Source organism: Microcoleus vaginatus HSN003, assembly GCF_022701255.1.
GTDB classification, from domain to species: domain Bacteria; phylum Cyanobacteriota; class Cyanobacteriia; order Cyanobacteriales; family Microcoleaceae; genus Microcoleus; species Microcoleus vaginatus_B.
The window spans coordinates 2708138-2732978 of sequence record NZ_CP031705.1 but is presented as its reverse complement, the minus strand read 5'-3'; the positions used below and the strand labels follow the sequence as shown (position 1 = coordinate 2732978).

The following is a 24841-nucleotide window of genomic DNA, read 5'->3' as shown; positions in this document are numbered from 1 at the left end:
TAACTGTTGACTAAGGACTAATGACTAAGGACTAATGACTGATGACTAAGGACTGACTAAGGTTTTTCTACCTTCCTGGTCATTTCCCACAAGCGATTGAGCGGAAAATAAATCACCGGAGCCCAAAGACTGCTAAGAATAGCAGAACACAAAGCCACTCGCTGGTGATAGCTCCAAATTTCCAGTAAAGCCCGATCGCCCATAGAAAAAAATTGTAGCCCCATCACCGTTTCCGCTACCACCGCCATCCCAAACACAATTAACGCGATCGGAATCGGATCTCTCTCAACAATATCTACCGGAATCGACCAGGTTTTCTGCAAAACAACTGTTAAGACTCCTACAACAACTAGACTGACAGCATGGGTGGGATGAGGAGCCGTCATCGCATCTTGAAGAAACCCCAAAACCAAGCCCATGCTAGCAGCTCCCCAAACTGTACGTTTCCGCTTAATACTCCAAGCTACCAACCAAATTAACAGCCAGTTAGGCCCAATTCCCAACAATTCCATTCCCGGCATCCGAGTGGGCAATATCAGTATGCACAGCATCACAGATAGAAATGTAACTGCGAAATTGAGAAATGGGCGCGATCGCGAAGACATCCGAGATAAAGCTTTCATTGTTGCTGTGCTCCCTCCGATGGTGCAGAAGATTGACTCTGCGAATCGTTTGGTTCGGTTTGCTTAGAGTGGGGATAAACCACCGCCCACTCCAGAGCACTCATCGGTGCTGAAAACTCAACCACAGCTTCGGGAGCCGGAGTTTTATTCATATCCACCGAAACCACTTTTCCGACCGGCAAACCAGGAGGGAACAACTGACTGTAAGAAGAAGTTGAAACCACATCCCCAGGCTTGACATTGGGAACATTCTCAAAAAACTCCATCACAGCCTGATTTCCGCCTTTCCCGCGCATAAAACCCATGTGGCGACTGCGGGTAATTCCCACACCCAATTGGCTCGTAGCGTCGCTGACTAACAGCACCAAGCTAGTATTAGGAGTAACGCTGACAACCCTGCCTACTAAACCGCCGGGACCCATCACAGTAAAATCTGTTTTAATGCCATCATTACTGCCACGCCCCAAGGTTACTTGCTGCCACCAGTGGTCGGCGCTGCGACCGACAATAGGAGCTACAATTCCTTGAGGTTTCTTACCCGAAACGTAACCTAAAAGCTCTTTTAGCTTCTGATTTTGATTTTCTAATTCTAATAGCTGCGCTTGCAATTCTTGAGTGCGCGCCGAGATGAGTTCCTCTTGCCCAGAGCCGTTGGCGTGAAACGGACGAGTCACCCAATTGTAAACTTCAAATACTGCAGCACCTTGTGTTTGTCGAACTCCCCAAGCGGCAGTTACAGCTAAACCTAAAAGAGCAATTGGCAGTCGCAGATCCCACCACTTTCGGAATGTATTTTTTAGCATAATTTCAGTAATCTAAAATTGTTAAGTCAGGATTTTAGATTTGAGATTGCAGCCATATTTCTAAATCCACAATCCCAAATTTGTTAACTACATATTACGCGACGACTGCCCGCTGAAAACCCGTTCCAAGTGTTTGTTTTCCAATACCCTACCAGTTCCCAAAACAACGCAGCACAGAGGATCTGCTGCCACGTGAGTGACAATTCCTGTTTCGTGACTGATCAGAGTATCTAAACCTTTCATCAGCGCGCCACCACCAGCCAGCATAATTCCCCTGTCAATAATATCTGCTGCTAATTCCGGGGGGGTGCGTTCCAAAGTACGCTTGACAGCTTCCACAATTACTGAAAGCGGTTCCGACATACTTTCGCGGATTTCTGGGCCTTTGATAGTAACAGTTCGCGGCAAACCAGACAGTAAGTGCAAGCCCCGCACTTCCATCATTACGTCGTCATCCTCTGGAGTTGGATATGCAGAACCAACCTGAATCTTAATTTCTTCAGCAGTGCGTTCGCCGATAACCAAATTGTGAACTTTTTTCATGTATTGGACGATCGCCTCATTGAGTTCGTCGCCGGCTACCCGCACAGACTCACTGATCACCGTCCCTTGCAAACTCAAAACCGCAACTTCCGTAGTACCTCCGCCTATATCGATAATCATATTGCCAGTCGCCTCAGCAACAGGCAGTCCAGCCCCGATCGCCGCAGCGATGGGTTCATCAATTAACCGTACTTCTCTAGCACCGGCCTGAGTCGCCGCCTCAATGACAGCACGCCTCTCGACTCCGGTGACACCGCTGGGGATGCCAATAATTATCCGCGGCGAAACTAAGCTTCGGCCTTCGTGAACTCTGCGGATAAAAGTCTTAAGCATCAGTTCAGCCGTATCGAAGTCTGCAATTACCCCGTCGCGAAGCGGGCGCAGTGCTATGACATTCCCTGGCGTGCGGCCGAGCATTTTTTTTGCTTCTTCTCCAACAGCCAGCGGTATTTTTAAATCTTGGTCGATCGCCACTACAGAAGGTTCCTGCAGAACAATACCTTGGCCCGATACATAAACGAGCGTGTTAGCAGTACCGAGGTCGATACCCATATCTCTAGATAACGAAAATCGATTGAGAAGACCCACTGATTTGTACCCCCCCCAAAAACTAAAATACTATTGTGTGCAATAATGTTGTTACAAAAGTGTAACCGAGGTGGATTCTATTACGTTTTTCATCCTGAGTCTAGTCAGAAATGTACATTGTCGAGCTCAGGTTGAGCGCAGACTTGCCAATCATCCACCATCAATATGTTCTCCTAACTGAGTGTACAATCAGGATGAAGCCTCACAAGCGTGGTTCCAAGTTGTGTTTGGAGGCTAATGCGCGTGTGGACTGTTTAACTACATCATCGATCGACCACATTCCCAAAAAAGTTTATGAGTCTTAATGTTGTGACTTTAGTAGGCCGCGTCGGCGGCGACCCGGACGTGAAGTATTTTGAGTCGGGTACAGTTAAGTGTAATTTGACGCTGGCAGTGAATCGCAGAACCAAGAACAGCGATCAACCAGACTGGTTCAATCTGGAAATCTGGGGCAAAACAGCGCAGATTGCTGCTGACTACGTTCGCAAAGGCTCTCTAATTGGCGTAACAGGCTCTTTGAAGTTCGATCGTTGGCAAGACCGGAATACGGGTTCAAATCGCTCGAAGCCTGTAATTAAGGTAGACCATTTAGACTTGCTGGGTTCCAAACGCGACAACGAGTCGGGTATGTCGCAACAAAACAGCGAATTCTAGTGTTTGGGGAATTTGGGAAGTAATATTTGTGAATTGGGTGGGTGCTCATGACTTCAGAAAAGTTAGAAATTGTTCAAACTGAGTACCAAGCTGGGCAAGTAGCTTTTGAGAGTGGCCGGTATGCTCAAGCTGTGCAGAGTTTAGAAACAGCAACCGGTTTAGTCGATCGAAATTCCCGGTTGGGCGGTGAGGTGCAGATGTGGTTAGTGACAGCCTACGAAGCCTCTGGCAATACAGAAAGGGCGATCGAGCTTTGCCGCAAGCTCACCCGCCATCCCCGCCAAGAAACCCGCCAACAAGCAAAGCGCTTGCTGTTCATTCTCGAAGCTCCCAAACTCAGTATCCCTCCTGAATGGATGGTGAAAATTCCTGATTTGGCAGCTTTAGATGAAAATCAATCAATCAGTTTTCAAGCTAATCCCAACGCTGATATCAAGTACGCTAAACCCAAGCCAGTCGTACCAGAGCCTGTAGATTTGAGTCAGGTTAATACGAAAGATAATAGGTTTATCTGGGTGGCGTTAATTGCGATCGGGCTAATTTTAGGCGGCTTATTTATTAGTTATTAAGCAGATGACCAATACACATTTCCAATAATTATTGTGGAACAGGCATCTTGCCTGTTCAATACAGGCTTTTCTGGATAGAACCAATGCCTTTTAGCAATTATAAAAGCATCAGCGCGGTCGCCAAAGAATTCCAAATTAATTACCTACGGGATAATTTCATTGTCGAAACAGAATTTGCAGTCAGCGAAGTTTTTCGGAATGAATTAGAATTGATTTTCAATGACGGAGTATTTGACAACTCGGAAAGCGCCATTTGTGAAAATATCATTTATCCTGTATTAAAAGAAGTTTGGAAAAATTATCGAAGTAATTTTCTCCTCTGGAGTCACCAAACCTTAGTCTATAATGAGAATCTGTCAGGAATTCCAGATTATATAGCCTTTCTCAAAAAGATGAGGTACAATAACAGCAGTGTGTAAACCAGTTAAAAATATTTGACGATGTAACTTGTCCGAACGCAAAATCTATGGCTTTTCCTAATTCTTGATAATTAGTAGTCTTGATAGAACGGAGAATGATTTTAAGTTTTGACCACAGATTTTCAATTGGTGAAAAATCTGGTGAATAAGGTGATAAGTATATTAATTTTGCCCCTGTTTTTTCGATCGCTTTTTTCACTTCTTCTCCCAAGTGAATGGGACAATTATCCATCACTACACAAGCACCTTTCCAGAGTTTTGGCACAAGTTTTCTGATAATAAAAGCTTCAAATGTAATTGCATCAGTTCCGCCTATTAGATTAACCGATGTCAAAATCTCATTGACTGACCTTGCTCCAATTATTGAGACATTTTTGCCACGTTTAGTTGGTTTTGACCCCTTGGCTCTTTCACCTTTTTGCATACCTAGCATATAACCTAACCATTGCCAAATTAACTCCCGATTCGTCAATGAATATTAAGTCTTTCAAACTAATCTCTTTAATTGTTTTCCAGAACTCACATCGCAGGATTTGAACTCGCTCTGTCCCTTTCCCTGAAGGGAAGAGAGTTTTTTTTGACAGTAATGTCTAAGAGTTTTATCATTCTTCCTATTGTTGCTCTACTAACAGAAAATCTAATTCTCCCATAAAGTAAATAACGGAGTTCTTCAAGAGTTGCATCATTATTTCCTTCAATCAATTCCGCCAAGATGAGTAGTTGCTCCGCATTCAGTTTGCCTTTGACTCCACATCGGTCAGTTCTCGGAGTAATGTTTTTTGTTTCACGATATTGTTTAAGCAATTTTTGTACAAAACTCAGGGCTACAGAAAAACGCTTAGCTATTGCTTTTTGTGAAATGGGTTCAGTATGATAAGTATCAAGGATTTTTTGCCTAAAATCAATCGAATAAGCTTTCATTTTTAACAATGTATGAAGTTTGGTACAAGTAAACGTGTTGTGAGTCAAGCATCGTGTGCTTTCAAAAAAATGCTATTATGTGTGGTATCGCTTTCGCGTGGCTTTACTCAACCATGTAATTATAGTTCATTTGATCTTATCTTCTCTGTTTGACCCTCACGAGTGAGTGTCAGTAACATCATACCTCATCTTTCTGAGAAAGGCTATATATTGGCGAAGCGCTCACCCCCCGGCACAGTAGTTTTTGACAAGCCCTATTTCATATTAGTTGAAGCCAAGAAAGAGAGCGCATTTGATGAAGGATGGGGGCAGTGTTTGGCAGAAATGATCGCCGTGCAGCGACTTAACAATGAACCCGAACAAACTATCTTTGGTATGGTTTCTAATGGGGCAATGTGGCAGTTTGGCAAGCTGAAATTAGAAATGTTTACTCAAAATAAGTTTTTCTATACAATTCAGGACTTAGAGCGACTGTTTGCAGCCGTTAACTATGTTTTTAAACAGTGTGAATTACAATTATAGGAGAAGGAAAAAGTAAGGAACGACACGAATTTTGACACGGATACACGGATTAATAATCGAGCATGAGGCAGGAGTCAGAAGTTGAATAGCGATAATTGCTAAAATAAAAAAAAGACCAAACCAGAAAGGCGATTATTGTGAGCGATTCAACCATACAACAGATTTTGAAATTAGCCTCTCAGCGCGCCGATGCGGCTGAAGTATACTACCTGTCGAGTCAAGACACCCCTATCGAATTTGAAAACAATCGTCTCAAATCCCTGCAAACCAAAGCCCTGCAAGGCGTCGCACTGCGACTGATTTACAAAGGCAAAATCGGTTTTGCTAGTTCCACAGATTTAACGCGGATAGACGATTTAGTAGATGCAGCCATTCAAACAGCCGAAATCGGCGACCCCGCAGAATTTGAACTCGCCTCCAACTTCCACCTCAAAGGCCCGGAAACCACCTACACTCCGCCCACAACTCAAGAATTAGTAGAAAACGGCAAAAACCTGATCGAGCAAGTTCACGCCTACAATCCCGATATTATGGTAGATGTCGGCTTCCACGTCCGCAGCGGCCGCGTGAAAATTGCCACCACGCAAGATTTGTATGCCGAAAGAAGCAGCCAAATAGTCAGCGGCTCGATCGCGGGAAATTTGGTAAAGGGAGAAGACTTTATGCAAGCATACAGTTACGACGTAGCGTGCGATCGCCCCCTCGACACCGAAAGCATCCTCCAATCACTCCTCGAAAAATACCGCCTGGCCGAACATTCAGCCACCATCACCAGCGGTTCCTACCCAGTATTATTTACCCCCAATGCCGCCGCTAGCACCCTGGGGGGCCTGTTTGATACCATCCTTTCAGGTCAAGCAGTAGTTCAAAAAGCCTCTCCCCTAGCCGACAAAATCGGCGAAACCTTATTTGACGAACGCTTTACCTTTTTTGAAGACCCCACTTTAGGCCCTTCTGCTTGTCCCTTTGACGACGAAGGTACACCCACCACCCGCAAAGTCTTGATAGACAAAGGTACTGTCACCGGATTTTATTGGGATCGCAGGTGGGCCGCTCGCGCCGGTGTAGAATCAACCGGGAACGGTTTTCGTGGCGGATTGTCTCGCCCAGGCCCTGATTTGACTAACTTTTGCATTTCCCCAGGAAATACCGCCACTCAAGACTTGATTGCTAGCATGGACGAAGGTCTAATAGTAGAGCAGGTTTTAGGTGCCGGTCAGTCGAATCAGTTAGCTGGCGAATTTTCTGTCAATTTGGACTTAGGCTATAAAGTAGAAAAAGGCAAAATTGTCGGCCGCGTCAAGAATACAATGGTGGCAGGCAGCATTTTTGAAGCCTTTAAAAATTTGGCAGATTTGAGCAGCGAAGCCGAATGGGTAGGCGGTGCGGCATATTTGCCGAGTATGCTGTTTCAACAGTTGGGTGTAGCTTCCAGGCAATAAGTTCAGTGCGGTTAATTCCAGGTAAGGCCGACACTGCTGCTAGAAAAATGTTAGGACTCACGTCAAAAAACCCAGCTTCTGCCACAAATCCTCTGTGAAATCGCCATTCGGCAGCCCAGAAACCGGATTTTTGGTAAGCGGTTCGTAAGTCCCGACCTGCACAACAAACATAGAAACAGTGTCGGCAATTCAACGCTTTGCTAATTCATGCAAATAGGTAAAAATAGGGAAAAATGTATAATGAAAGAGCAAAATGTCAAGGATGGAACAGGGAAGAAGAAAAAGAATTTTTTCTTTCTTTTACCTTTGGTTTTTTGCCTTTTAACTCTAGTGACTGGATGCGTTCAGTACGATGTCGGGGTGAACTTTGAGAGTCAAACTCGCGGCGAAATTGTGCAGCACATTAAACTAGGGGAAAGGTTGACGAGCTTCAGCAGCGAAACTGTTGCAGAATGGTTGAAAAGCGTAGAACGCCGGGTGAGCTTGCTGGACGGAAAAACTAAACGGCTTTCCCCTACAGAAGTTCTAGTGAGGATTCCTTTCAATAATGGAGCAGAGTTGCAAGACAAGTTCAACCAATTTTACAATCCGCTCGCACCAACCACAAAATCTCGCGTCGCAAGTCCGCTAGAAACTGATTTGCCGAAGTTTGAATCTCACCTTAGTGTCAAGCAGAATAATTTATTATTGGTGCTGCGAAATCGGTTGAGTTTGGAATTGGATTTGCGCTCTCTTTCACTGCTTTCTTCTAATGGCAGTCTGCTGCTGAGTCCGGGGGGACTTTTGGAGCTAGACTTTAGCTTGAACACGCCTTGGGGCGCCGAAAGTATTGAAACAGCCGCCGGTGCGCTGGTTCCCGAAACCTATCAGCAAGGAAAACAGTTAGTTTGGAAGCTCAAACCCGGGGAAGTTAACTATTTGGAGGCGATATTCTGGATTCCCAGCCCGGTAGGAATTGGGGCGCTGATTATTGCCTTATTGGTAGCTGGGGGAAGTGCTTTGAAATATAAAATATTGCCAGCACTCTTAATCGCCAAGAAACCGCAAAACATCAGTCAAACCTAAAGAGGATATGTCCTAGAGGGGTGGCTTAAGCTCAGGCGCATCTAAGTTTCAGTGTCAAAACACATCAGCTTTATTGTGGGGTGGGCGTCCCGCCCGCCCGAAAAATACAATTTAGACACCCAAGAGCTTAACCAATATCTTCAATCAACTCTCAGAACTCGAATAAACCCGCCCCTCCCCGGATATTATGGTTAATTGACCCGAGTTGATCTTATCAAAAAAGACTGATAACATCTGTCAAAAAACAGTTGACAAATGGTAAATAATTTGCTTAACCTGAATTGAGAATTAGGAACAAAGAAAATGCGATCGCTAAATTTCTTCTTCATCTTTCTGATTTGCTTGGCTCTAGTATTATTCAGCCTCGAAAATACAGAGCCAGTCGCGATTCAAGTTATCGAAGGCGTCCAAGTTAAAGCTCCGCTGTGCGTAGAACTAATTGTAGCGGCTGGATTAGGGGCAACACTAGCGTGGCTGTTCAGTCTGTGGTCGAGAATGCAGCGAACCCTCGCCTCGCGCCAACAACTCCGCCAAGTGCGCGAAAAAGAGCAGCGGATTCAGGAATTAGAACAAAATCTTGAACGCTATAAAGCCGAAGTAGAAAGCACACAACCTTTGTTAGAAAGTGCAGAACCGATAAGTTTAGAAATAGCAGCCATTGAGGGCACAACTGCTGAAATGACCCCCAATTAACTTGATATGCTCTCTCGTTTTCTCAGAGGCAAAATCTAAAATCTAAAATCTAAAATCTAAAATCTAAAATCGAATGGCCGTTTCCCGAGACCAAGATGGCTTAGAAACGATTTCAGAGGGGATCGCAATTTTAATTGACCTAGCCGAACGGGGAGAAATTGATCCTTGGGACGTTAAGGTAATTGAAGTGTTCGATCGATGTCTGAGCAAGCTTACGAACGCCTGCGATGCGGATCAGAGTAAGGATTTCTCCGATTTGTCCCACTCCGGCCAAGCGTTTTTGTACGCTTCAATGCTGGTGTTGCTCAAAGCAGAAAGTATCGTCCTCTCAGAACCCCCCGCGAATCCCGACTCGGCCGATGAGGCGACACTCGAAGACCCAGAGAACTCAGGAGGGCGACATTTGCCCCAGCATTTGGAGCGGCAATTGCGCCGTCGCGGTGTAGCTCAACTACCGCAAAAACGCCCGGTGACTCTCCCAGAACTGATTGAGCAGTTACAGCTCATGAAAGCAGCAATGGAGCAGACAGTTACCCCCCGGCGTCGCCCTACCTCAAAAATGCGATCGCAAGCAGCCCAGGCTATCTTTGAGCTAGCTCACCAAGAAAATTTGGTGGAAACTGCTAGCGAACTGGATCGGTTTCTGGCAGAACGAGGCTCGGAAATTGACGAGGGTTGGCTCGACTTGGAACAACTGCTGGAACTTTGGCATGATAAGGATTTGCATTCCTCTGTCAACCCAGAACACCCAGTATCGACTGGCGAAGTTCACTTGCCAAATCATGACCGCGTGGGTATTTTTTGGGCGTTGTTGCTACTATCGGCTCAGTCTAAAGTAGAGTTGCTTCAAGAGGAGTTTTATCAAGACCTCAAAATCCGCGCGCTTTGAGCTTGCAGGGTATTAGGTTCTCGGGCGAAACTAATAACTTTGCCGCTGCGTCGGTTAAAATTCCAGACAGATCCTCGCTCGCCGACATTCTGCTGCTGAGTCTCGAATGCGGACAGCGGGAGTGCGAAGTTTTTGCTGATTCCCGATTCCTGGTTTCTTAAATCAAGCAAATAGGGAAGAGTCATTGATAGCCTGGTACGATGTCGCCTATAAACAGGTCAGGATTTTGCCGCGCTCGATCGATTCGAGCGCAACCGCTAGCATCTAATTGTTCAGTTTATATCAATTAACAGAGGGTTGAGGAAGTTAATAATGAAAGCGATGATTCTGGCGGCCGGTAAAGGCACTCGCGTCCGTCCCATTACTCAGACAATACCCAAACCGATGATTCCCATCCTGCAAAAGCCAGTGATGGAGTTTTTGGTTGAATTGCTCCGCCAGCACGGATTTGACCAGATTATGGTCAATGTTTCCCACCTGGCTGACGTGATTGAAAACTACTTCCGCGACGGTCAAAAGTTTGGGGTACAAATTGCCTATTCTTTTGAAGGGCGAATTGAGGAGGGAGAAATGATTGGAGAGGCTCTCGGTTCGGCTGGTGGCATGAAACGAATTCAGGATTTCTCGCCGTTTTTTGACGATACTTTTGTGGTGCTGTGCGGCGACGCTTTGATTGACTTGGACTTGACTGCTGCTGTGAAGTGGCACCGGGAAAAAGGGGCGCTCGCTACTATTGTTATGAAATCGGTTCCCCGCGAGGAGGTTCCCAGTTACGGAGTGGTCGTAACAGACGAGTCTGGCAAAATTAAAGCTTTCCAAGAAAAACCTTCTGTAGAGGAAGCTCTGAGTACCGACATTAACACTGGTATTTATATTTTTGAACCGGAAATCTTCAATTACATCCCTTCAGGCGAGGAATACGATATCGGTTCGCAGTTATTCCCCGCGCTAGTAGCAGCAGGTGCGCCTTTTTACGGGATTAGCATGGACTTTGAGTGGGTAGATATCGGCAAAGTTCCTGACTATTGGCGGGCAATTCAGAGCGTGCTGCTCGGACAAGTTAAAAATGTTTCGATTCCGGGAATTGAAGTGCGCCCCGGCATTTACGCTGGTTTGAATGTAGCTGTCAACTGGGATAAGGTTGATATTACTGGGCCTGTTTACATTGGGGGGATGACGATCATTGAGGATGGAGCAAAAATTATCGGCCCGACAATGATCGGCCCAAATTGTTGGCTTTGCAGTGGCGCAACTGTCGAAAACAGCGTGATTTTTGAGTATTCCCGTTTGGGCCCGGAGGTGCGGTTGGTTGACAAACTGGTGTTTGGGCGCTACTGCGTTGATAAAACCGGGGCTTCGATCGATTTGCAAGCGGCGGCTCTCGATTGGCTGATTACTGACGCTCGCCAAGTTTTACCGACTCAGGACGGAGAAGAGCGACGGGCGATCGCAGAAATTCTGCGTCCTGAATAATTGGTAATTGCTCAAGGTAAGGTGCGCTAGGCGCACCCTACTTTTACATTTATGATGTCAGTTTTCAATTCTGGTAATGTGCTTAGGTTGCACCTCACATCTTCCACCATTCTCAAGAACAGGCATATTGCCTGTTCCACAAAGAATAGATTTTCTTGTGGAACAGGCCGGAGAGCCTGTTCATAAAACGCTTATTGACAGTGGTGCAACATCTCAGTTGCACCCTACATTTTAAGACTGAAGATAAGTATATTGGCTGAGACTCCGCTCGTAATTTTGCAGCAAAAGTTGGGCCTCGGAAAGAGTAATTTTATTTTGCTGCAAAGCTGCTTCTGTCTGACGGCGGATGCTTTCAACCAAATTTTCTGAATCATACTGTACGTAGCTGAGGACTTCTTTCATAGTGTCTCCTTTCACAACGTGTTCGATATGATAGCCAGAAGGTGTTAGCTGAATGTGAACTGCATTAGCATCGCCGAATAAGTTGTGAAGGTTGCCCATAATTTCTTGATAAGCACCTCCCAAAAATAGCGCCAAATAGTAAGGTTCTCCAGGTTTGAGAGTATGCAGTTCCAAAACCGACTTTACATCTCGCAAATCAATAAATTGGTCGATTTTGCCGTCGCTGTCGCACGTGAGATCGGCTAAAACACCGCGTTGAGTCGGTTCTTCGTCGAGTCGGTTAATTGGCATTATTGGGAATAATTGGTTAATTGCCCAACTATCCGGTACTGACTGGAAAACAGATAAGTTGATGTAATAAATGGACGCCATCACCTTTTCTAAGTCTTCCAAATCGTCAGATACGTATTCATTTTGCCGCGCGATCGCCTGTATCTTATCGCAGCAAGCCCAGTACAACTGTTCGGTTTTTGCCCGCTCCGCAATCCCCAAATAGCCTAAGTTAAATAAACTGACTGCTTCTTCCTTGAATTGGATCGCATCGTGATAAACTTCTTGGTAATTTTCGGGACTGATAGATTGGTAAATTTCGTAGAGATTGCGCGGAATTTGGTGCGCGTTTTCGTCTACTGGTTCGGGTACTTCTCTGGGGACATCGCTAGTACCGAGTACGTCAAAAACTAACACTGATTGGTGAGAAGCGATCGCCCGCCCGCTTTCACTAATGATAATTGGAACCGGGATTTTGCGCTCGTCGCAGGCATCTTTCACTCCCGCTACTACGTCGTTAGCGTAGTTTTGCATATTGTAGTTTTTGGAAGCGTGGAAGTTTGTTTTAGACCCGTCGTAGTCAACACCGAGTCCACCGCCTACGTCCAAGTAGTTCATATTAGCTCCCAATTTAGCTAATTCTACATAAATGTGGCTGGCTTCTCGAATGGCGTCTTTGATGACACTAATTGAGGAAATTTGAGAGCCGATGTGGAAGTGCAATAACTGCAAACAATCGAGCATTCCAGCTTTTTCTAGTTCGCCGACTGCACGGATAATTTCAGGAATTGTCAAGCCAAATTTTGCCCGATCGCCCGTGGAACCTCCCCAGCGGCCAACCCCTTTGGTAGTGAGTTTTGCTCGCACTCCCAAAATCGGTTTAATTCCTAATGCTTTGCTCGCGGCGATTGCGAGTTCTACTTCCTCTATTTGCTCCAGTACAATTACGGAAGTTTGCCCTAGCCGCTGCGCCAAAATAGCAGTTTCGATGTATTCGCGGTCTTTGTAACCATTACAAATTAACAAAGCGCCTGGGTTTTTTAAGGTCGCCAAAGCTATCATTAATTCCGGTTTGGAGCCGGCTTCGAGCCCGAAGTGATGGGGTTGACCGAAACGCACCAAATCTTCAATTAATTGTCGGTGCTGGTTGCATTTAACTGGGAACACACCGCGATAGACATTTTTGTAATTGTACCGAGCGATCGCTCTGGCAAAACACGAATTTAAGCGCTCGATCCGGTCTTCCAAAATATCAGAAAATCGAATCAACAGTGGCAAAGCCAAATTTCGCTGTTTCAGGGATTCTACCAGTTCGCACAAGTCGAGGGAACCGCCGCGATCGCCCTTGGGAGAGACTGTAACGTGACCGGCTGCATTGATCGAAAAATACGGTTCGCCCCAACCTTGAATTCGGTAGAGTTTCTCACTATCTTCTATTGTCCAAGATGCTTGTGGCAGTTGAGCCGCCGTTACCAAAGCACTGTCTGGTGCGGCCAAACTCGTGACTGTTGGCGAGTGAGTCGATAGCGGATCGAGATCGGAGAAGGCAGCGGTAGCTGGGGAACTCATCTTATCGGAAACCTCTTTTAGGAGTGGTCAAATAGATAGTTTATCGCACATATCGGGTTTCCTGATGCAGTTGAAAAATCACTGTGGGTACACGGCCCGGCGATTTTAGATTTTAGATTTTAGATTTTAGATTTTAGATTTTTAGATTAAAGATTTTAGAATTGACTCCACAGATGGATGAAAATCGGGGATTGAACTAAAATCTCAACCGTGATTGCTCTCCAGGACTCATTTCTTCAAGCAAGTATCCGTATGTAGGTGGTGAACTCGGAAACCCGGTTTCCGAGTTCACCTGCGCCAAGAGAGTTGTCGGACGATCGCTCGCCCGACACACACTAACCAAAAATCACCTCCGGCGGCGCCATGTCAGCCCCCATAATCAATCCCCCGCTCTTAGACTTCTTCAAGCCCGGTTGAGGTGCTTTTTCTGGGGTCTTCTGAGCCGGTGCAACTGAGGCTGGCGGTGTCACCTGCGTTGGAGGTACTGCCTGTGCTCCTGGCACCACGGGTTGCTGTGACAGCCAACCCAAACCCCCTACAGCCCCAGCCATCAAAGCGGTGTAGCCGATGTACAAATGCACCGGACGCATTTGAAAGCCTTCGCTGGACTCGGAGTCGGAAACAGACACATACATACTGGGAATTGGGCTCGGAGCGGGTTTGGGCAAAGCATTCGCCATAGCGCTGCCGTCTAGTCCCAAGGCGTCGCCCAGCCGACGGATAAAACCTCTAACGTAAATATCTTGGGGCAGTTTGTCGATTTCCCCATTTTCGATCGATTCGATGTGGTGCAGCGGTACGAGAGTTTGACTGTGGAGTTGTTGAAGGGATAGAGACCGAATTTGCCGTCCCTTACGCAATTCTGCACCCAACTCCCGCAGGCACTCTTCTCGCTGTTGAACGGCTAAAGCTGCTTCTTCTTCCTTGGTGAGTTTTTTCGGCTTCTTGGGAAAACCGAACCCTGGGAAGGATTTTCCGGGAACGGTGACAGGTGCAGGTGCAGCCGACTCGACTTTAACTTCGTCTTGGGGCGCTTGTTTGTTATCTTCAGAAGTATTGCTGTCTTGATCGGAATTTTCTGTCTCGGACTCGGTTTGGGGCGGCGCTTCCACACTAGCGCTGCGCCAATAGAAGACAGGAGCAGCTACTGGTGGCTCCAATTCTTTAATTTCTGTCACGCCCCCAATGGCGGGAGTTACAGCACCAAAACTCTCTTCGACTACTTGCGGTTCAATTTTATTTTGTTTGGGAAATCGGTCAAATGCGAGCTTGACGGCTTCTCTGCTAACTGCTCTAATTAAAATTTCGGCAGCGGAAGCTGCTTCGCCCAACATTGTTTGCAAGCTAGCTACAGCGTGGCTATAGGTGTCGCTACAGAGGAGTTCAGCTTCTATTTGACCTAGGACAGAACGAAAACTTTCTTGAGAAATTTCAATAGTTGGGTGATCTGTCACCCCAAAATAAGCCTCAGGTTTCAGTGCCATGATATTCATGTTGTCTTCGTAGAAGGTATCTGAGTACGTTCTTCGACAGGTTGGCACTGATTCCGGATGTCGGTTGGGGGAGAGTGAGGGAGAGTGAGAGAGTGGGAGAGTGGGAGAGTGGGAGGGCGCAATTCCCACTTACCAATTTTCTATTGCTTGTGGATGCGATCGAGCAAAAAAAGAGCCCCGAAAATCCCGACAAAATGGGCAACAGTGGCGTGAGTATTGGCGAGTACCACAAATATATCTAGGGGCTGAATAAATCGGCCTACATCAACTGCGGCACCGAACAAGGCTTGCGGCTGAGCTAGAGATTTGGCTAAAAGCGTGCCGCTGATGGCTTCTGCGCCGATCAGCGTCAGCACCATTCCCGATAAGTTGCTCCAAAGTGACAGCCGCACTTCTTTGATGGTGTCTGCTTTTTTGGGACGGACAGCGTTAGCGGGCGATCGCAGTTGTCTCGACAAGCGGGTGAAGCGGAAAGAGCGATATACGCTGTAAGCGAGTACGGCCAGCCCGCAAATGGCAAAAAATACGCCGCCGCCGGTGCCGGCACTGGTTGAACCCGCAGCGGCGGTACCGCGGGGGAGGGCGAAGGGGATGGCAAAAAGCAAAATGATCGCCGCTACCACCCCTAGCACTACCTGTACCCAGAAGCAAACCCAGCCTGTTGTACGAAGGGCAAAGGCTACTCGCTGTACCGCGACAGGAAGCTTATCGTTATCTAACTGATTAGTCATATTTTGAGCGGGTATAATTAATTGGCATTAGTTGGCGGCAGTTTTTTCTCTTCGGGGACGGTTGACGGCGGTTAACCCTCTTTATAATAGAAGTAGCAATGTTTAAGATTTGTAACTAACATTGGATTTCACATTTGAATAGCGTCGATCGCCAGGTACCGAAAGCAATGACACAACTACAACCAACCGTCACTCCCAAACTGGAACAGCCAAAGTTTGGCTTCAATAGCTACGCGGAACGCCTTAACGGTCGAGCCGCGATGATCGGTTTTTCTCTAACTTTAATTATCGAGTATGTCACAGGCCAGGGCTTGCTGTCCTGGTTAGGTCTCAACTAATTTTAGCAATGGCGCGGTCAGCCTTACACTTTGTCTTAACTCTTCCGGCAGCGGGTGTGACTTCTGCTGACCGCGACAAATTCGGGAATTGATTAAAATATTAATTACAAACAAGCCCAGCGACTTCTCTGTCGAGAGAGATCTGTTCCCGAATGCAATAGCTGGCTTTTGGAGGTGTATATGGGGTGGAATTTTGATTTGACTAGCTTGGCAATTTTGCCTCGCTCCCGTACAATTCCCCACAGGCGAGAAGATTAATTTAGGTGAAGCTAGTCTTTGAGCTAGAAATCCCGATCGTTCCGCCAACTCTAAGTTTTAGAGCTTGTAAATAAATATAGAACAGAGTAAAACCAAATGAATGCTTCCTGGACGCGACTTTTGAGGTCAGCTTACCGTAAAGAGCCAATTACCAGCTTTGTTGTGACAGTGGGCGTTGTCGATGCAGCCATCGGCAGCATGGGTGCCAGTGGCTCTTTATTGGCTTTTGGGCTGGGTACTGCTGGGGTGGCGATGGCTCTCCGCTGGTGGCAATTTTACCGCTCTGGAGCCGAACAACCCGCACCTGCTCCCGAATACTATCTTCCTCCTCAGTCTTCTAGACCTCAGTTGCCGGTGCTTAATGTGTCTAAAAAAAATCCTCCTTATTAAGATAACCGGGCAATGGTGACTGGGCGAGGTGCCGATCGACTCCCTGGATCTGAGGCACTAAAAGATAGGGCAAGAAAGTCTTTCGATCTTGGATGCTTGGTTTATGAATATTTCTGTTGCCGAGAAACTGTACAAAATTGGCTCTGTAGCTGCCTGTAGTGGTTTGTCGGTGAAAACTGTTCGTTACTATGAGGAGATGGGCTTGCTGTCTCCTGCGGTAAAGCGATCGCCCGCTGGTTATCGCTTGTTTGGCGAAACGGTATTTAACAGGTTGGCGTTTATTAAACGCTCTCAGGCTCTGGGTTTGAGCCTTCAGGAGATTAAGGATATTTTACAAGTTCGCGATCGGGGAGATTTGCCTTGCTCTGAAGCGAAGCAGCATCTCACGGCTAAGGTAGAGGAAATTTCTGTGCAAATTGCAGCCTTAGAAACTTTGAAGAGGGAGTTGCAAGGCATTCTCAACTGCTGGCAAGAACAACCCTCGCAGGCGAGCATTACTCGCACGATTTGTCCCAACATTCAGCGGGATTGAGCAGCGGAAAGATACAAAAAAAGGGAAGGAATTATCGGTTTCCTTCCCTTGATGGTTTGGCTGGTGGTTTGGTTGGTGGTTTTGTCGATCGTGTTGAGCTTTTAACTGTTTTCGCAGAGTTTGCTGTTGCTTTTTGAGTTGCCGAGCCCTGGCTGAGCCGCCTTTACCTTTGGAGTTTCTACCCTCGCTGCGAGGAGACTCCCAACTTTTTAGTCTCATGTTTTTCATTGTTTGCACTACTTCTATAATACACCGCCAGATTTTCACTGTCAAGGATTTTTTAGACTGCTGTTTTCTAGTATCAACTGTTGACTGATGGGGATTTGCTACAGACATAGCCATGCTGCGCCCATTGCCTGCGGCTGGTTACACCTACGCGCTTTTTGACAATTTGGGATGTAAGGGCGATCGCTATTAGGTCATTATTCCGCACTGTTTGCTAGAATTATTTAAGTCAGCTCTAAAAACTGTTATGACTCAAAATAATTTAACAAAAAATGAATATCAAATAACTGTGAGTTCTTCAGTCTGGCAAAGAGTTGAGCAAATTGCCGGAGAATTTAAGTTGTCAGTTTCTGAACTATTGGAACACATAGGCGAAGGCAAACTGAAAGTTGTCGGGGTTCCAAATAATTCAGAAAAAATGAGCGATCGAGATGTTGCAAATGCTTTCATTTGGTTAGCCTCGCAAACCAATGTAGAAATCAATGTCTACAAGCTACAAAAACTCGTGTATTACGCTCAAGCGTGGCATTTAGGAGTTTACGGAAAGCCACTATTTGATGCAGATTTTCAAGCAGCGATTCACGGGCCGGTTATTCCTGATTTATTAGAAAAGTATCAACGCCAATTTAGTTGGGAACCAATTACAGAGAAAGTCGAACAACCAAAACTTCCTCAAAAAGTTGGGCAATTTCTGGAAGAAGTTGCCGAGGCATATTTTGAGTATGATGATGAAACTTTGGAACGAATGATTTGCAGTGAAATGCCTTGGCTAGAAGCGAGAGGTAATGTACCCAAAGACGAATCTTGTCATGGGATTATTTCTCACGAATCGATGAAAAAATATTATTCGGGCCGTTTTTTTTCTAAATAATATAAGGGCGATTCCCTACAGGATAGCTGCGCTTCACGCGCTTTGTGACAAGTTGGGACGTAAGGGCGATCGCTCTTTTTCAGATTCAAGTATTCGGATTAGCTGTTGCCTTCGTGATGTACTGGATAATCCCGTCAAAATCCTTACGGATTTCTGCCAGTTGTTGAACCCAAGTATTAGAAGCAGAAATCGCTTCCTCTTCCTTCAGACGAGCGGCTGCAATTTGCTTCTCAATCTCTCCGTAAACTTGTTGCTCAAATTCAAAGAGCTGTATTTCAATTTGATTTTCCAAGTCTTTGGCTATCGATTGAAATTGACTTGTAATATCGCGGCGGATATCAGCCATTTGCCTTTCTCGCTCATGTTCCTGTTGCATTTGTAAAATATCTACTCCTACCGAAACAATTGCTAGAGCAGGCCCAAGGAATTTAGCAGCGTTGCCGATGTTTTTTGCAATACCAACCGCTTGCCAAGGTTGAAATTTAAAGCCGACAAATTTTCCCACAGCTAAAACACCTTGATGTAGACCGCTTCCCGCTACATCTATAGAACGTAGAAAGCCTTGGCCAGCGGTCTGTGCAAAACCCCTCGTTGCCTCAGTGCTTAGCTTCAGTCCGACCGTCTCACCGATTTTTTTAAGCCAATCAACTTGGCCTTTAAGTCGCTCCACATCCATATCAGAACCAGGATTTTGGCCTGATATATTTTGATTTTTATCTAGGCAAGCAACAAAACTCTTGACTAGATTACCTTCTAGCACTTCTTCGACCTCCTGCTGGATCTCCTAAACTGCTACATTAACAGCTTCTTGCAGTTTTCTTTCTGCTTTTTCATAGTGTTTCTGCAGATTCAATTCCGCTTGTTTATTAAGGCTTTCAAAATTCCCATCGCTACCTACTGCTGCCGCAAGAGTGTTGCCTTCGCTAGCAACTCTTGAAGACATCTCTAGGGCTATATTTTTAACCTTAATTCGCAGACGATCTCGCTCCTTTCGCACTGTACGAGATAACCGTGTTAGCACTTCAAAAAAAGTAGAATCTTCGCTGGAATTGCGAGTAAAGCTCAACTGAGCATCATCAACACAGCTTAGGGCAATTCGGACTGGTGTATCAAAACGAGCAAGGGAGCCCCGACGCTCTACAAACTGATTTAGAGCATCGATAAAAGTTGGAAATCGGCTGATTTCTGTCAGAAAATCATCTTTATCATCAATGCCTTCACAGTAGTCTTTGGCATCGATAAAGCAAATCGGAAATTCATCGAGACTGTAAGGCTTCAGTGCATCGGTAAGACTTTGGCGGTAGTTAGCAATCTTTTGCTCTTCTTCTCCTGCTTCATCAGACATTTTGTTGATGACTAACATCATTTTCCAGCGATAGCCTTTTTCATAGGCTAACTTCTTAAAGTTCTCTGCTGTCAATGAGTCAAAAAGCATATAGGTGAGGCAAAAAACTAGCAAGTCAGATTTGTTAATGGCATCATAAGTAATCTCATCATGATCTTGGCGGTCTGTAAAAAGTCCGGGTGTATCAATCAGCTTGATATTGTTCCAGTCATAATTGGTAGTTTTATCAGTAGCAATATCAGCATCAATGCGGATATCGCGCCGTCCTGTCAATGCAGAAATAATGGTTGATTTCCCTGCACTGTACTGACCAACAAAAGCTACTCCGAGAATCCCCTGCTCTCGATACTCTTTTAATTCATCGCGCACTTTTTTGCGGATAGCTGTTAGTTCGGCCGTGTTTCCCTGAGCCAGTAAGTTGTCAAATTTTACTAGCGTTTTTTTGAAAGATGCACCGACATCGGCAGCTTTAAAGTTCGGGGTGTTCTGAGTCATGGTAGTTTAGTTTTTTTTGGTAGAATTGAGATAGCTAAAGGAAATATCCTCTTGAAGGATGTGTTTGATATCCTCTAGTGATTTTAGTCGCTGAACTTTCGATTTTGTTACAATCTTCATGTTACGCCCGAAATCTCGGTGAACTTTAGCAATGGTTTCGGCGATCCGCTCATCTGTGAGAGGTTCGTTTTCTTCAACACACCAGTCAATAATTCGCTTGGCATAAGCACGGTTTAGATAATTTGCTGCCCCTGATAACTTGTTTTTTGCTTCTTCAAGCTGAGTCGCGATCGCTTCTAGCCCTGCAATCAATTCTTCAAAATAGATGTTGATGTTCGCGGTTACGGAATCAGCATACTTACCAAAGTCCCTCTGAGCATGCTGTAGAGTCTTTTGCCTTTGAGTGTTGAGTTGAGTTTCTAATGAAGTTGAGATATTTAGAACAGCTTCGCGTCGCTTTTCGCCTTTGGATTTAAAAAGTCCTGTCATCATGCTAACAACAGTAGTTCCTATCCCTATAAAAATCGCAACCGGTGCGGCGAAGAACATTAGAATAGCAGAAGCTATCCCTAGAATGTCTCCACCAATTCGTACAATGTCTCGAAAATTGTTTGAATCCTGCTCAGGAAAGCTGAAATCCCTGCTGCCAAGCTGAGAGATTAGTTGTAATTCATTTCCTATTTCCTCAAGAACTTCCTGAACTTCATTATTAAATTTTTGGCTAGTCTCTTGATAAGCGGAATTTAAGCGTTTTTCAAATCGAAGTGCTTTTAGTTTTTGTTCCCATCCCTGCTTCATGGTAACTTCGTTACAGTTCCAATGGTCTTCTGCAAAAGATGGAACTGCTTTTATAGCATCTTGAAAAATTGCCTCGATTTGTTGCAGTAAAAAGTCTTTAGAATCCTTAGCTGCTTTTTGGATATCCTTTTGCATTACCTCACGCTTATTTTTCAGCGTCTCTGTCAATTTTTCATAGACTAAAGCTTGTTGATTCACCCATTGGTAAGGATTATCAATTGCGCCTACGGTAGAACCAAGCAGAGTTTGAGAGCGACGAATTGCCCCATGATTAACCAGAGATACACGAATTAAATTAAGAAAATCCTGCATCCGACTTGCCTTAAAAAGCTCCTGTTTCTTCTTTGCGTGTTCTGGTTCGCGGGAAAGCTGCGCCGCCAACAGCATCACAGGAACAATCTCGAAATAGTCATTAGCATAATGCTCTTGGGCGTAGCGACGGATACATTCAATGTGTCCGCCTAGACCACTTTGACCATCCATTTCAAACAGTTTATCGGGGTTTTTTAAGAAATGCTCCAACCTACGAGAGTCCCGCAGATTATTCTTGACATTCAGGAGAATAATTAATGGCTTGGCTTTTTCCTTTAGTAACCGCAAAAAAGCAAACTCACTCTCTTGGATACTGTCATTTGTCACTACATAACAAATTACATCTGACTCGTCGATAATACTTTTAGCAATTTCTTCATCACTTTGACCGCCCGGAGCGCCAATCCCAGGAGTATCAATGATGCGAATATTCTTCCACTCGTACACTCGATTAAACCGAGTTGTACGCTGCTTGCCTACACCGATCGCATCCCACCCATCATCTGTAACTATAGCGTGAAGAGTGCTTTTCCCCGCCTTAGTTTTACCCATAAAGGTGATGCTGAAATGATTGAGAGCGCGTTCCTTGGCCGCAAGCGACTCCCGTACACTCTCCATTTCTTTAATAATCTCGGCACTCAGAGAGTTTCTGGTATCCTCAAGTTGCTTGGCGACTTCCTTAGCAGTGGTAGCTTGACCTTTCCCACCTGTTTTATGTTTGATGTCTTCGATAGCCAGTTGAATATTTTTGCCCAAATTGGAAAGTGCTAGTAAAGCTCTTTTAAGTGCTAATTCTGCAAATTTGTAATCTTCATCAGCGATGACTGCACACTGACGAATCGCCTCATCATATTCTGGCCCAGTTAACAGGATTTCCCGTCGTATTTGCTCAACTTTTTGTTCACTCCCAGTGAGCTTTGCTACATTATCCACTAATGCCCGTGAAAGGAGAGAATCAGCCCCTTTAAGGAAACGCGCACCGAAAGAGACTTTCTGTTGTTGGTTGTGTTCGCCTATGAATCGGGTATCAGCGAAGGCTCCTGCTTCTGCAAGCTGCCGCTGTACTTCTCCCGCTGGCCAGTTCCAAATTCGTGCTACTTGTTCCGCCATCTCCCGCTCTAATGCTGAACAGAAACCGTCAACATAGGCGATCGCCAACATTTGCGACATGGCCTCACTTTGCTCACCGGGCGATACTTTCGGAGCTAAATTCTCTAGAGAAAGCTGGTTTTCCTCTTGAGCCAGAATTTTTTCCATCTCAGCTAGAGTGCGTTGAGAAGCGCCGATCTGCGCTGCTAGTTCGCGTAGCGCTTTCGACTCTTCACTGTGAATCTGCTGATCTGCACAGACCATGTGTGTGACTAATAGGAATGGGTAGTCTAAGTGTTCGGTTGTTCTTGAAGTTATGTCAGACATCTTAACTTATTTAATATAAAGTCATATTTAGTAGGTTTTTGCATCCCAGCTCGACCATAAAAAGTCACCTTTAGCTGGTTGCTACCGAAAAAGTCATAGATTCAAGACTTATTCGGCGGCAGCATTTCCGAATTCCTCTCCTATGATACCCTGTTCTTAGGTGACTTAGAATCTCTGCTGCACCAGCAGTGCGATCGCCTAACCGCATCCGAACAACAAGCTATCTGTTGGCTAGCAAGCACGATCGAACCAGCCGACATCTCACAAATAGCAGAAAACCTGAAACTATCACCGCCAGAACTATTAAAAGTCGTACAATCTTTAGGACGACGGTCATTAGTTGAAACAGTACAACAAAATGGGCGATCGCACTTTACGATCACGCCAGTAATCAGAGAGTATATAACAAACAAAAAATGAAAATCGCCACCTGGAACGTCAACTCAATTCGCACCCGCCTAGAACACGTTACTAGCTGGCTGCAAACCAACTCCCCAGACGTTCTTTGCCTCCAAGAAACCAAAGTTATAGACAAAGACTTCCCCCTAGAACCCTTCACCAACCTCGGTTACAACTGCTACATTTCCGGTCAAAAATCCTACAACGGCGTTGCCATTTTTAGCCGATCGCCCCTAACGCAAATCAGCACCGGATTTGCCCCCATTCTCGGCGACGAAACCACAGGGATTTTTGACGAACAAAAACGCCTAATAGCCGGGGTTATAGACGATATTTGCATTATTTGCGTATACGTTCCCAACGGTTCCGAAGTTGGCAGCGAGAAATATGAGTACAAGCTAAAGTGGCTCAAACTGCTGCAAGAATACCTCAAAATAACACTAGAGAAATCCCATAAACTGTGCATTTGCGGCGACTTCAACATCGTCCCGGACGATCGAGATATCCACAACCCCAAAGCCAATGCTAACTCCGTCGGCCTATCAGTAGCCGAACGCCTCGCACTCACAGAAATCATAGAATTAGGATTAAACGACCCCTTTCGCAAATTCACCTCAGAAGGCGGCCATTATAGCTGGTGGGACTACCGCGCCGCCGCATTTCCCCGCAACAACGGCTGGAGAATCGACCATCATTATCTCAGCCCTCCCCTGTACGAACAAGCAAAAAACTGTACAATAGATACTGCTCCCAGAAAATTAATCAAGCCCAGCGACCACGCCCCCGTAATTGTCGAAATTTGATTGATCAGTTATAAGGTTAATAACAACCAACAACTAAAAATCATGTTCTTAGTAACCGGAGCAACAGGCGCACTAGGCCGCCGAATTGTACGAGAAATCAGACAGCAAGAGAAGCCTGTCCGCGCATTCGTTCGTCTCGCGTCTCGCTACTCAGAACTAGAAAACCGAGGCGCCGAGATTTTTATCGGCGACTTAAAACAAGACAAAGATATTAAAAAAGCCTGCCAAGGAGTGCAGTACATCATCAGCAGCCACGGCACCGGCGGCGACGTTCAAGCAGTACACTACCGCGCTAACATAGAATTGATCGACTGCGCCAAAGAAGCCGGAGTGGATCACTTTGTTTTTCTTTCGGTACTGGGAGTCGATCGAGGATACGAAGATTCCGCAGTATTCAAAGCCAAGCGAGAAGTTGAAAAATACCTGCAAAACAGCGGATTGAATTATACAATCTTGCGGCCTGCCGGTTTTTCTTCCAGCTTGTTACCGCTCGCAGAAAGATTTCGAGAAACCGGACTTTACCTGCTGATTGGCGACGGCAAAAACCGCACATCTGTTGTCAGTACCGACGACTTAGCAAAGATTGCCGCAGACTCCCCAACAGTCGAAGGCGCCCGCAACCAAATTCTGCGAGTCGGCGGCCCGGATGTGCTGACAAGAGACGACATTCCCCGCATTTTTGCACGCTTATTCAATCGCGAACCGATGGTAATCAACCCGCCACTGGTTGTGTTTGACGGTTTGAGAAATGCCTTGGGTTTATTGAATCCTCAAGCTCAAAAAGACTTAGGAACTTTGCGCGTATTGCTGGGTAACGAGTATTTCTGCACTCCCGAAGAAGTGCAAAACTTGGAATCAATCTACGGCATGAGAATGGAATCCTTAGAAAGCTTTCTGCGGCGCAATTTGAGCGTTTAAAATGCTAGTTATTCTCGTTACCAGGCTCTGCCTGGTAATGAAAATCCGGAGGCTCTGCCTCCAAATTTGTCT

General features: G+C 45.7%; 25 protein-coding genes and 1 pseudogene. 15 read left to right on the top strand and 11 right to left on the bottom strand.

From position 1 onward, the window contains the following. Positions 1-56 precede the first annotated feature (56 nt). From mreD to D0A37_RS11830, 3 genes are all read right to left on the bottom strand, one after another. Entirely contained in the window at positions 57-623 is a 567-nt protein-coding gene (gene mreD, locus D0A37_RS11840) for a rod shape-determining protein MreD (protein WP_242724445.1), read from the bottom strand. Beyond that, complete coding sequence (mreC, locus tag D0A37_RS11835; RefSeq protein WP_242724444.1) at positions 620-1426, bottom strand: rod shape-determining protein MreC; 807 nt, start codon at positions 1424-1426, stop codon at positions 620-622. The genes mreD and mreC overlap by 4 nt, the downstream gene beginning before the upstream one ends. Before the next feature lie 87 nt (positions 1427-1513). Next, positions 1514-2521, bottom strand: coding sequence for a rod shape-determining protein (locus tag D0A37_RS11830; RefSeq protein ID WP_242724443.1), 1008 nt, complete (start codon positions 2519-2521; stop codon positions 1514-1516). A 330-nt stretch (positions 2522-2851) separates the two neighbouring features. Here D0A37_RS11830 and D0A37_RS11825 point away from each other — a divergent pair, with 330 nt between their 5' ends. Genes D0A37_RS11825 through D0A37_RS11815 form a run of 3 tightly spaced genes read left to right on the top strand, consistent with a single transcriptional unit; the run spans position 2852 to position 4199 of the window. After that, a complete protein-coding gene (locus D0A37_RS11825) occupies positions 2852-3211 on the top strand; it encodes a single-stranded DNA-binding protein (protein ID WP_006632286.1) in 360 nt (119 codons plus the stop codon). A gap of 47 nt (positions 3212-3258) precedes the next feature. After that, positions 3259-3780 (top strand): tetratricopeptide repeat protein, encoded by a 522-nt coding sequence (locus D0A37_RS11820; protein ID WP_242724440.1) that lies wholly within the window; start codon positions 3259-3261, stop codon positions 3778-3780. Positions 3781-3827: 47 nt separating this feature from the next. After that, positions 3828-4199, top strand: coding sequence for a hypothetical protein (locus D0A37_RS11815; protein ID WP_445242522.1), 372 nt, complete (start codon positions 3828-3830; stop codon positions 4197-4199). Here D0A37_RS11815 and D0A37_RS11810 read toward each other — a convergent pair. Then, positions 4165-5120 (bottom strand): annotated as a pseudogene (locus D0A37_RS11810) (IS630 family transposase). The gene D0A37_RS11815 and the pseudogene D0A37_RS11810 sit on opposite strands and share 35 nt — an antisense overlap. 210 nt (positions 5121-5330) lie before the next feature. Between D0A37_RS11810 and D0A37_RS11805 the strand changes: the two are divergent. The 5 genes from D0A37_RS11805 to D0A37_RS11785 all read left to right on the top strand — a co-directional run bounded on the left by D0A37_RS11805 (position 5331) and on the right by D0A37_RS11785 (position 9731). Next, the gene (locus tag D0A37_RS11805) at positions 5331-5642 is read left to right on the top strand and encodes a hypothetical protein (RefSeq protein ID WP_445242521.1); all 312 of its coding nucleotides are present in this window, start codon (positions 5331-5333) and stop codon (positions 5640-5642) included. A gap of 137 nt (positions 5643-5779) precedes the next feature. Then, a complete protein-coding gene (locus tag D0A37_RS11800) occupies positions 5780-7084 on the top strand; it encodes a TldD/PmbA family protein (protein WP_242724438.1) in 1305 nt (434 codons plus the stop codon). A 240-nt stretch (positions 7085-7324) separates the two neighbouring features. Further along, the gene (locus tag D0A37_RS11795; RefSeq protein WP_242724436.1) at positions 7325-8149 is read left to right on the top strand and encodes a DUF3153 domain-containing protein; all 825 of its coding nucleotides are present in this window, start codon (positions 7325-7327) and stop codon (positions 8147-8149) included. A gap of 303 nt (positions 8150-8452) precedes the next feature. Beyond that, positions 8453-8842 carry a LapA family protein gene (locus tag D0A37_RS11790; RefSeq protein WP_242724435.1) on the top strand — a complete coding sequence of 130 codons (390 nt, stop codon included), beginning with the start codon at positions 8453-8455 and terminating at the stop codon, positions 8840-8842. Positions 8843-8915: 73 nt separating this feature from the next. After that, on the top strand, positions 8916-9731 hold the full coding sequence (locus D0A37_RS11785) for a segregation/condensation protein A (protein WP_242724434.1): 816 nt from the start codon (positions 8916-8918) through the stop codon (positions 9729-9731). Here D0A37_RS11785 and D0A37_RS11780 read toward each other — a convergent pair. Further along, the gene (locus tag D0A37_RS11780) at positions 9704-9916 is read right to left on the bottom strand and encodes a hypothetical protein (RefSeq protein ID WP_242724432.1); all 213 of its coding nucleotides are present in this window, start codon (positions 9914-9916) and stop codon (positions 9704-9706) included. The genes D0A37_RS11785 and D0A37_RS11780 overlap by 28 nt on opposite strands. A 127-nt stretch (positions 9917-10043) precedes the next feature. Here D0A37_RS11780 and D0A37_RS11775 point away from each other — a divergent pair, with 127 nt between their 5' ends. After that, positions 10044-11204 (top strand): nucleotidyltransferase family protein, encoded by a 1161-nt coding sequence (locus D0A37_RS11775; RefSeq protein ID WP_242724430.1) that lies wholly within the window; start codon positions 10044-10046, stop codon positions 11202-11204. A gap of 231 nt (positions 11205-11435) precedes the next feature. Here the strand turns inward: D0A37_RS11775 and speA are convergent, their stop codons facing one another. The 3 genes from speA to D0A37_RS11760 all read right to left on the bottom strand — a co-directional run bounded on the left by speA (position 11436) and on the right by D0A37_RS11760 (position 15669). Beyond that, positions 11436-13445 carry a biosynthetic arginine decarboxylase gene (gene speA, locus D0A37_RS11770; protein ID WP_242724427.1) on the bottom strand — a complete coding sequence of 670 codons (2010 nt, stop codon included), beginning with the start codon at positions 13443-13445 and terminating at the stop codon, positions 11436-11438. Positions 13446-13780: 335 nt separating this feature from the next. Further along, complete coding sequence (locus tag D0A37_RS11765; protein ID WP_242724424.1) at positions 13781-14929, bottom strand: helix-turn-helix domain-containing protein; 1149 nt, start codon at positions 14927-14929, stop codon at positions 13781-13783. A 149-nt stretch (positions 14930-15078) separates the two neighbouring features. Then, a complete protein-coding gene (locus D0A37_RS11760) occupies positions 15079-15669 on the bottom strand; it encodes a DUF3611 family protein (RefSeq protein ID WP_242724423.1) in 591 nt (196 codons plus the stop codon). A 167-nt stretch (positions 15670-15836) separates the two neighbouring features. Between D0A37_RS11760 and D0A37_RS11755 the strand changes: the two genes are divergently transcribed. From D0A37_RS11755 to D0A37_RS11740, 4 genes are all read left to right on the top strand, one after another. After that, complete coding sequence (locus D0A37_RS11755) at positions 15837-16007, top strand: CAB/ELIP/HLIP family chlorophyll-binding protein (RefSeq protein WP_172186391.1); 171 nt, start codon at positions 15837-15839, stop codon at positions 16005-16007. 354 nt (positions 16008-16361) lie between these two features. Further along, complete coding sequence (locus D0A37_RS11750) at positions 16362-16655, top strand: hypothetical protein (RefSeq protein WP_006632298.1); 294 nt, start codon at positions 16362-16364, stop codon at positions 16653-16655. Between the two features lie 103 nt (positions 16656-16758). Then, positions 16759-17187 carry a heavy metal-responsive transcriptional regulator gene (locus tag D0A37_RS11745; RefSeq protein ID WP_242724421.1) on the top strand — a complete coding sequence of 143 codons (429 nt, stop codon included), beginning with the start codon at positions 16759-16761 and terminating at the stop codon, positions 17185-17187. A 472-nt stretch (positions 17188-17659) separates the two neighbouring features. Further along, positions 17660-18283, top strand: a complete 624-nt coding sequence (locus D0A37_RS11740; RefSeq protein WP_242724419.1) for a Panacea domain-containing protein — start codon at positions 17660-17662, stop codon at positions 18281-18283. Positions 18284-18368: 85 nt separating this feature from the next. Here D0A37_RS11740 and D0A37_RS11735 read toward each other — a convergent pair whose 3' ends face one another. The 3 genes from D0A37_RS11735 to D0A37_RS11725 are packed head-to-tail and all read right to left on the bottom strand — an operon-like array spanning position 18369 to position 22649. Beyond that, entirely contained in the window at positions 18369-19043 is a 675-nt protein-coding gene (locus D0A37_RS11735) for a LeoA/HP0731 family dynamin-like GTPase (protein ID WP_242724417.1), read from the bottom strand. Positions 19044-19067: 24 nt separating this feature from the next. Next, a complete protein-coding gene (locus tag D0A37_RS11730) occupies positions 19068-20123 on the bottom strand; it encodes a GTPase (RefSeq protein WP_242724416.1) in 1056 nt (351 codons plus the stop codon). A 6-nt stretch (positions 20124-20129) separates the two neighbouring features. Continuing rightward, positions 20130-22649: a GTPase gene (locus D0A37_RS11725; protein WP_242724415.1), complete on the bottom strand. Its 2520-nt coding sequence runs from the start codon at positions 22647-22649 to the stop codon at positions 20130-20132. A 416-nt stretch (positions 22650-23065) separates the two neighbouring features. Here D0A37_RS11725 and xth point away from each other — a divergent pair, with 416 nt between their 5' ends. Next, complete coding sequence (xth, locus tag D0A37_RS11720) at positions 23066-23851, top strand: exodeoxyribonuclease III (RefSeq protein WP_242724413.1); 786 nt, start codon at positions 23066-23068, stop codon at positions 23849-23851. Between the two features lie 42 nt (positions 23852-23893). After that, positions 23894-24769: an SDR family oxidoreductase gene (locus D0A37_RS11715; RefSeq protein WP_242724411.1), complete on the top strand. Its 876-nt coding sequence runs from the start codon at positions 23894-23896 to the stop codon at positions 24767-24769. Positions 24770-24841: the final 72 nt, after the last annotated feature.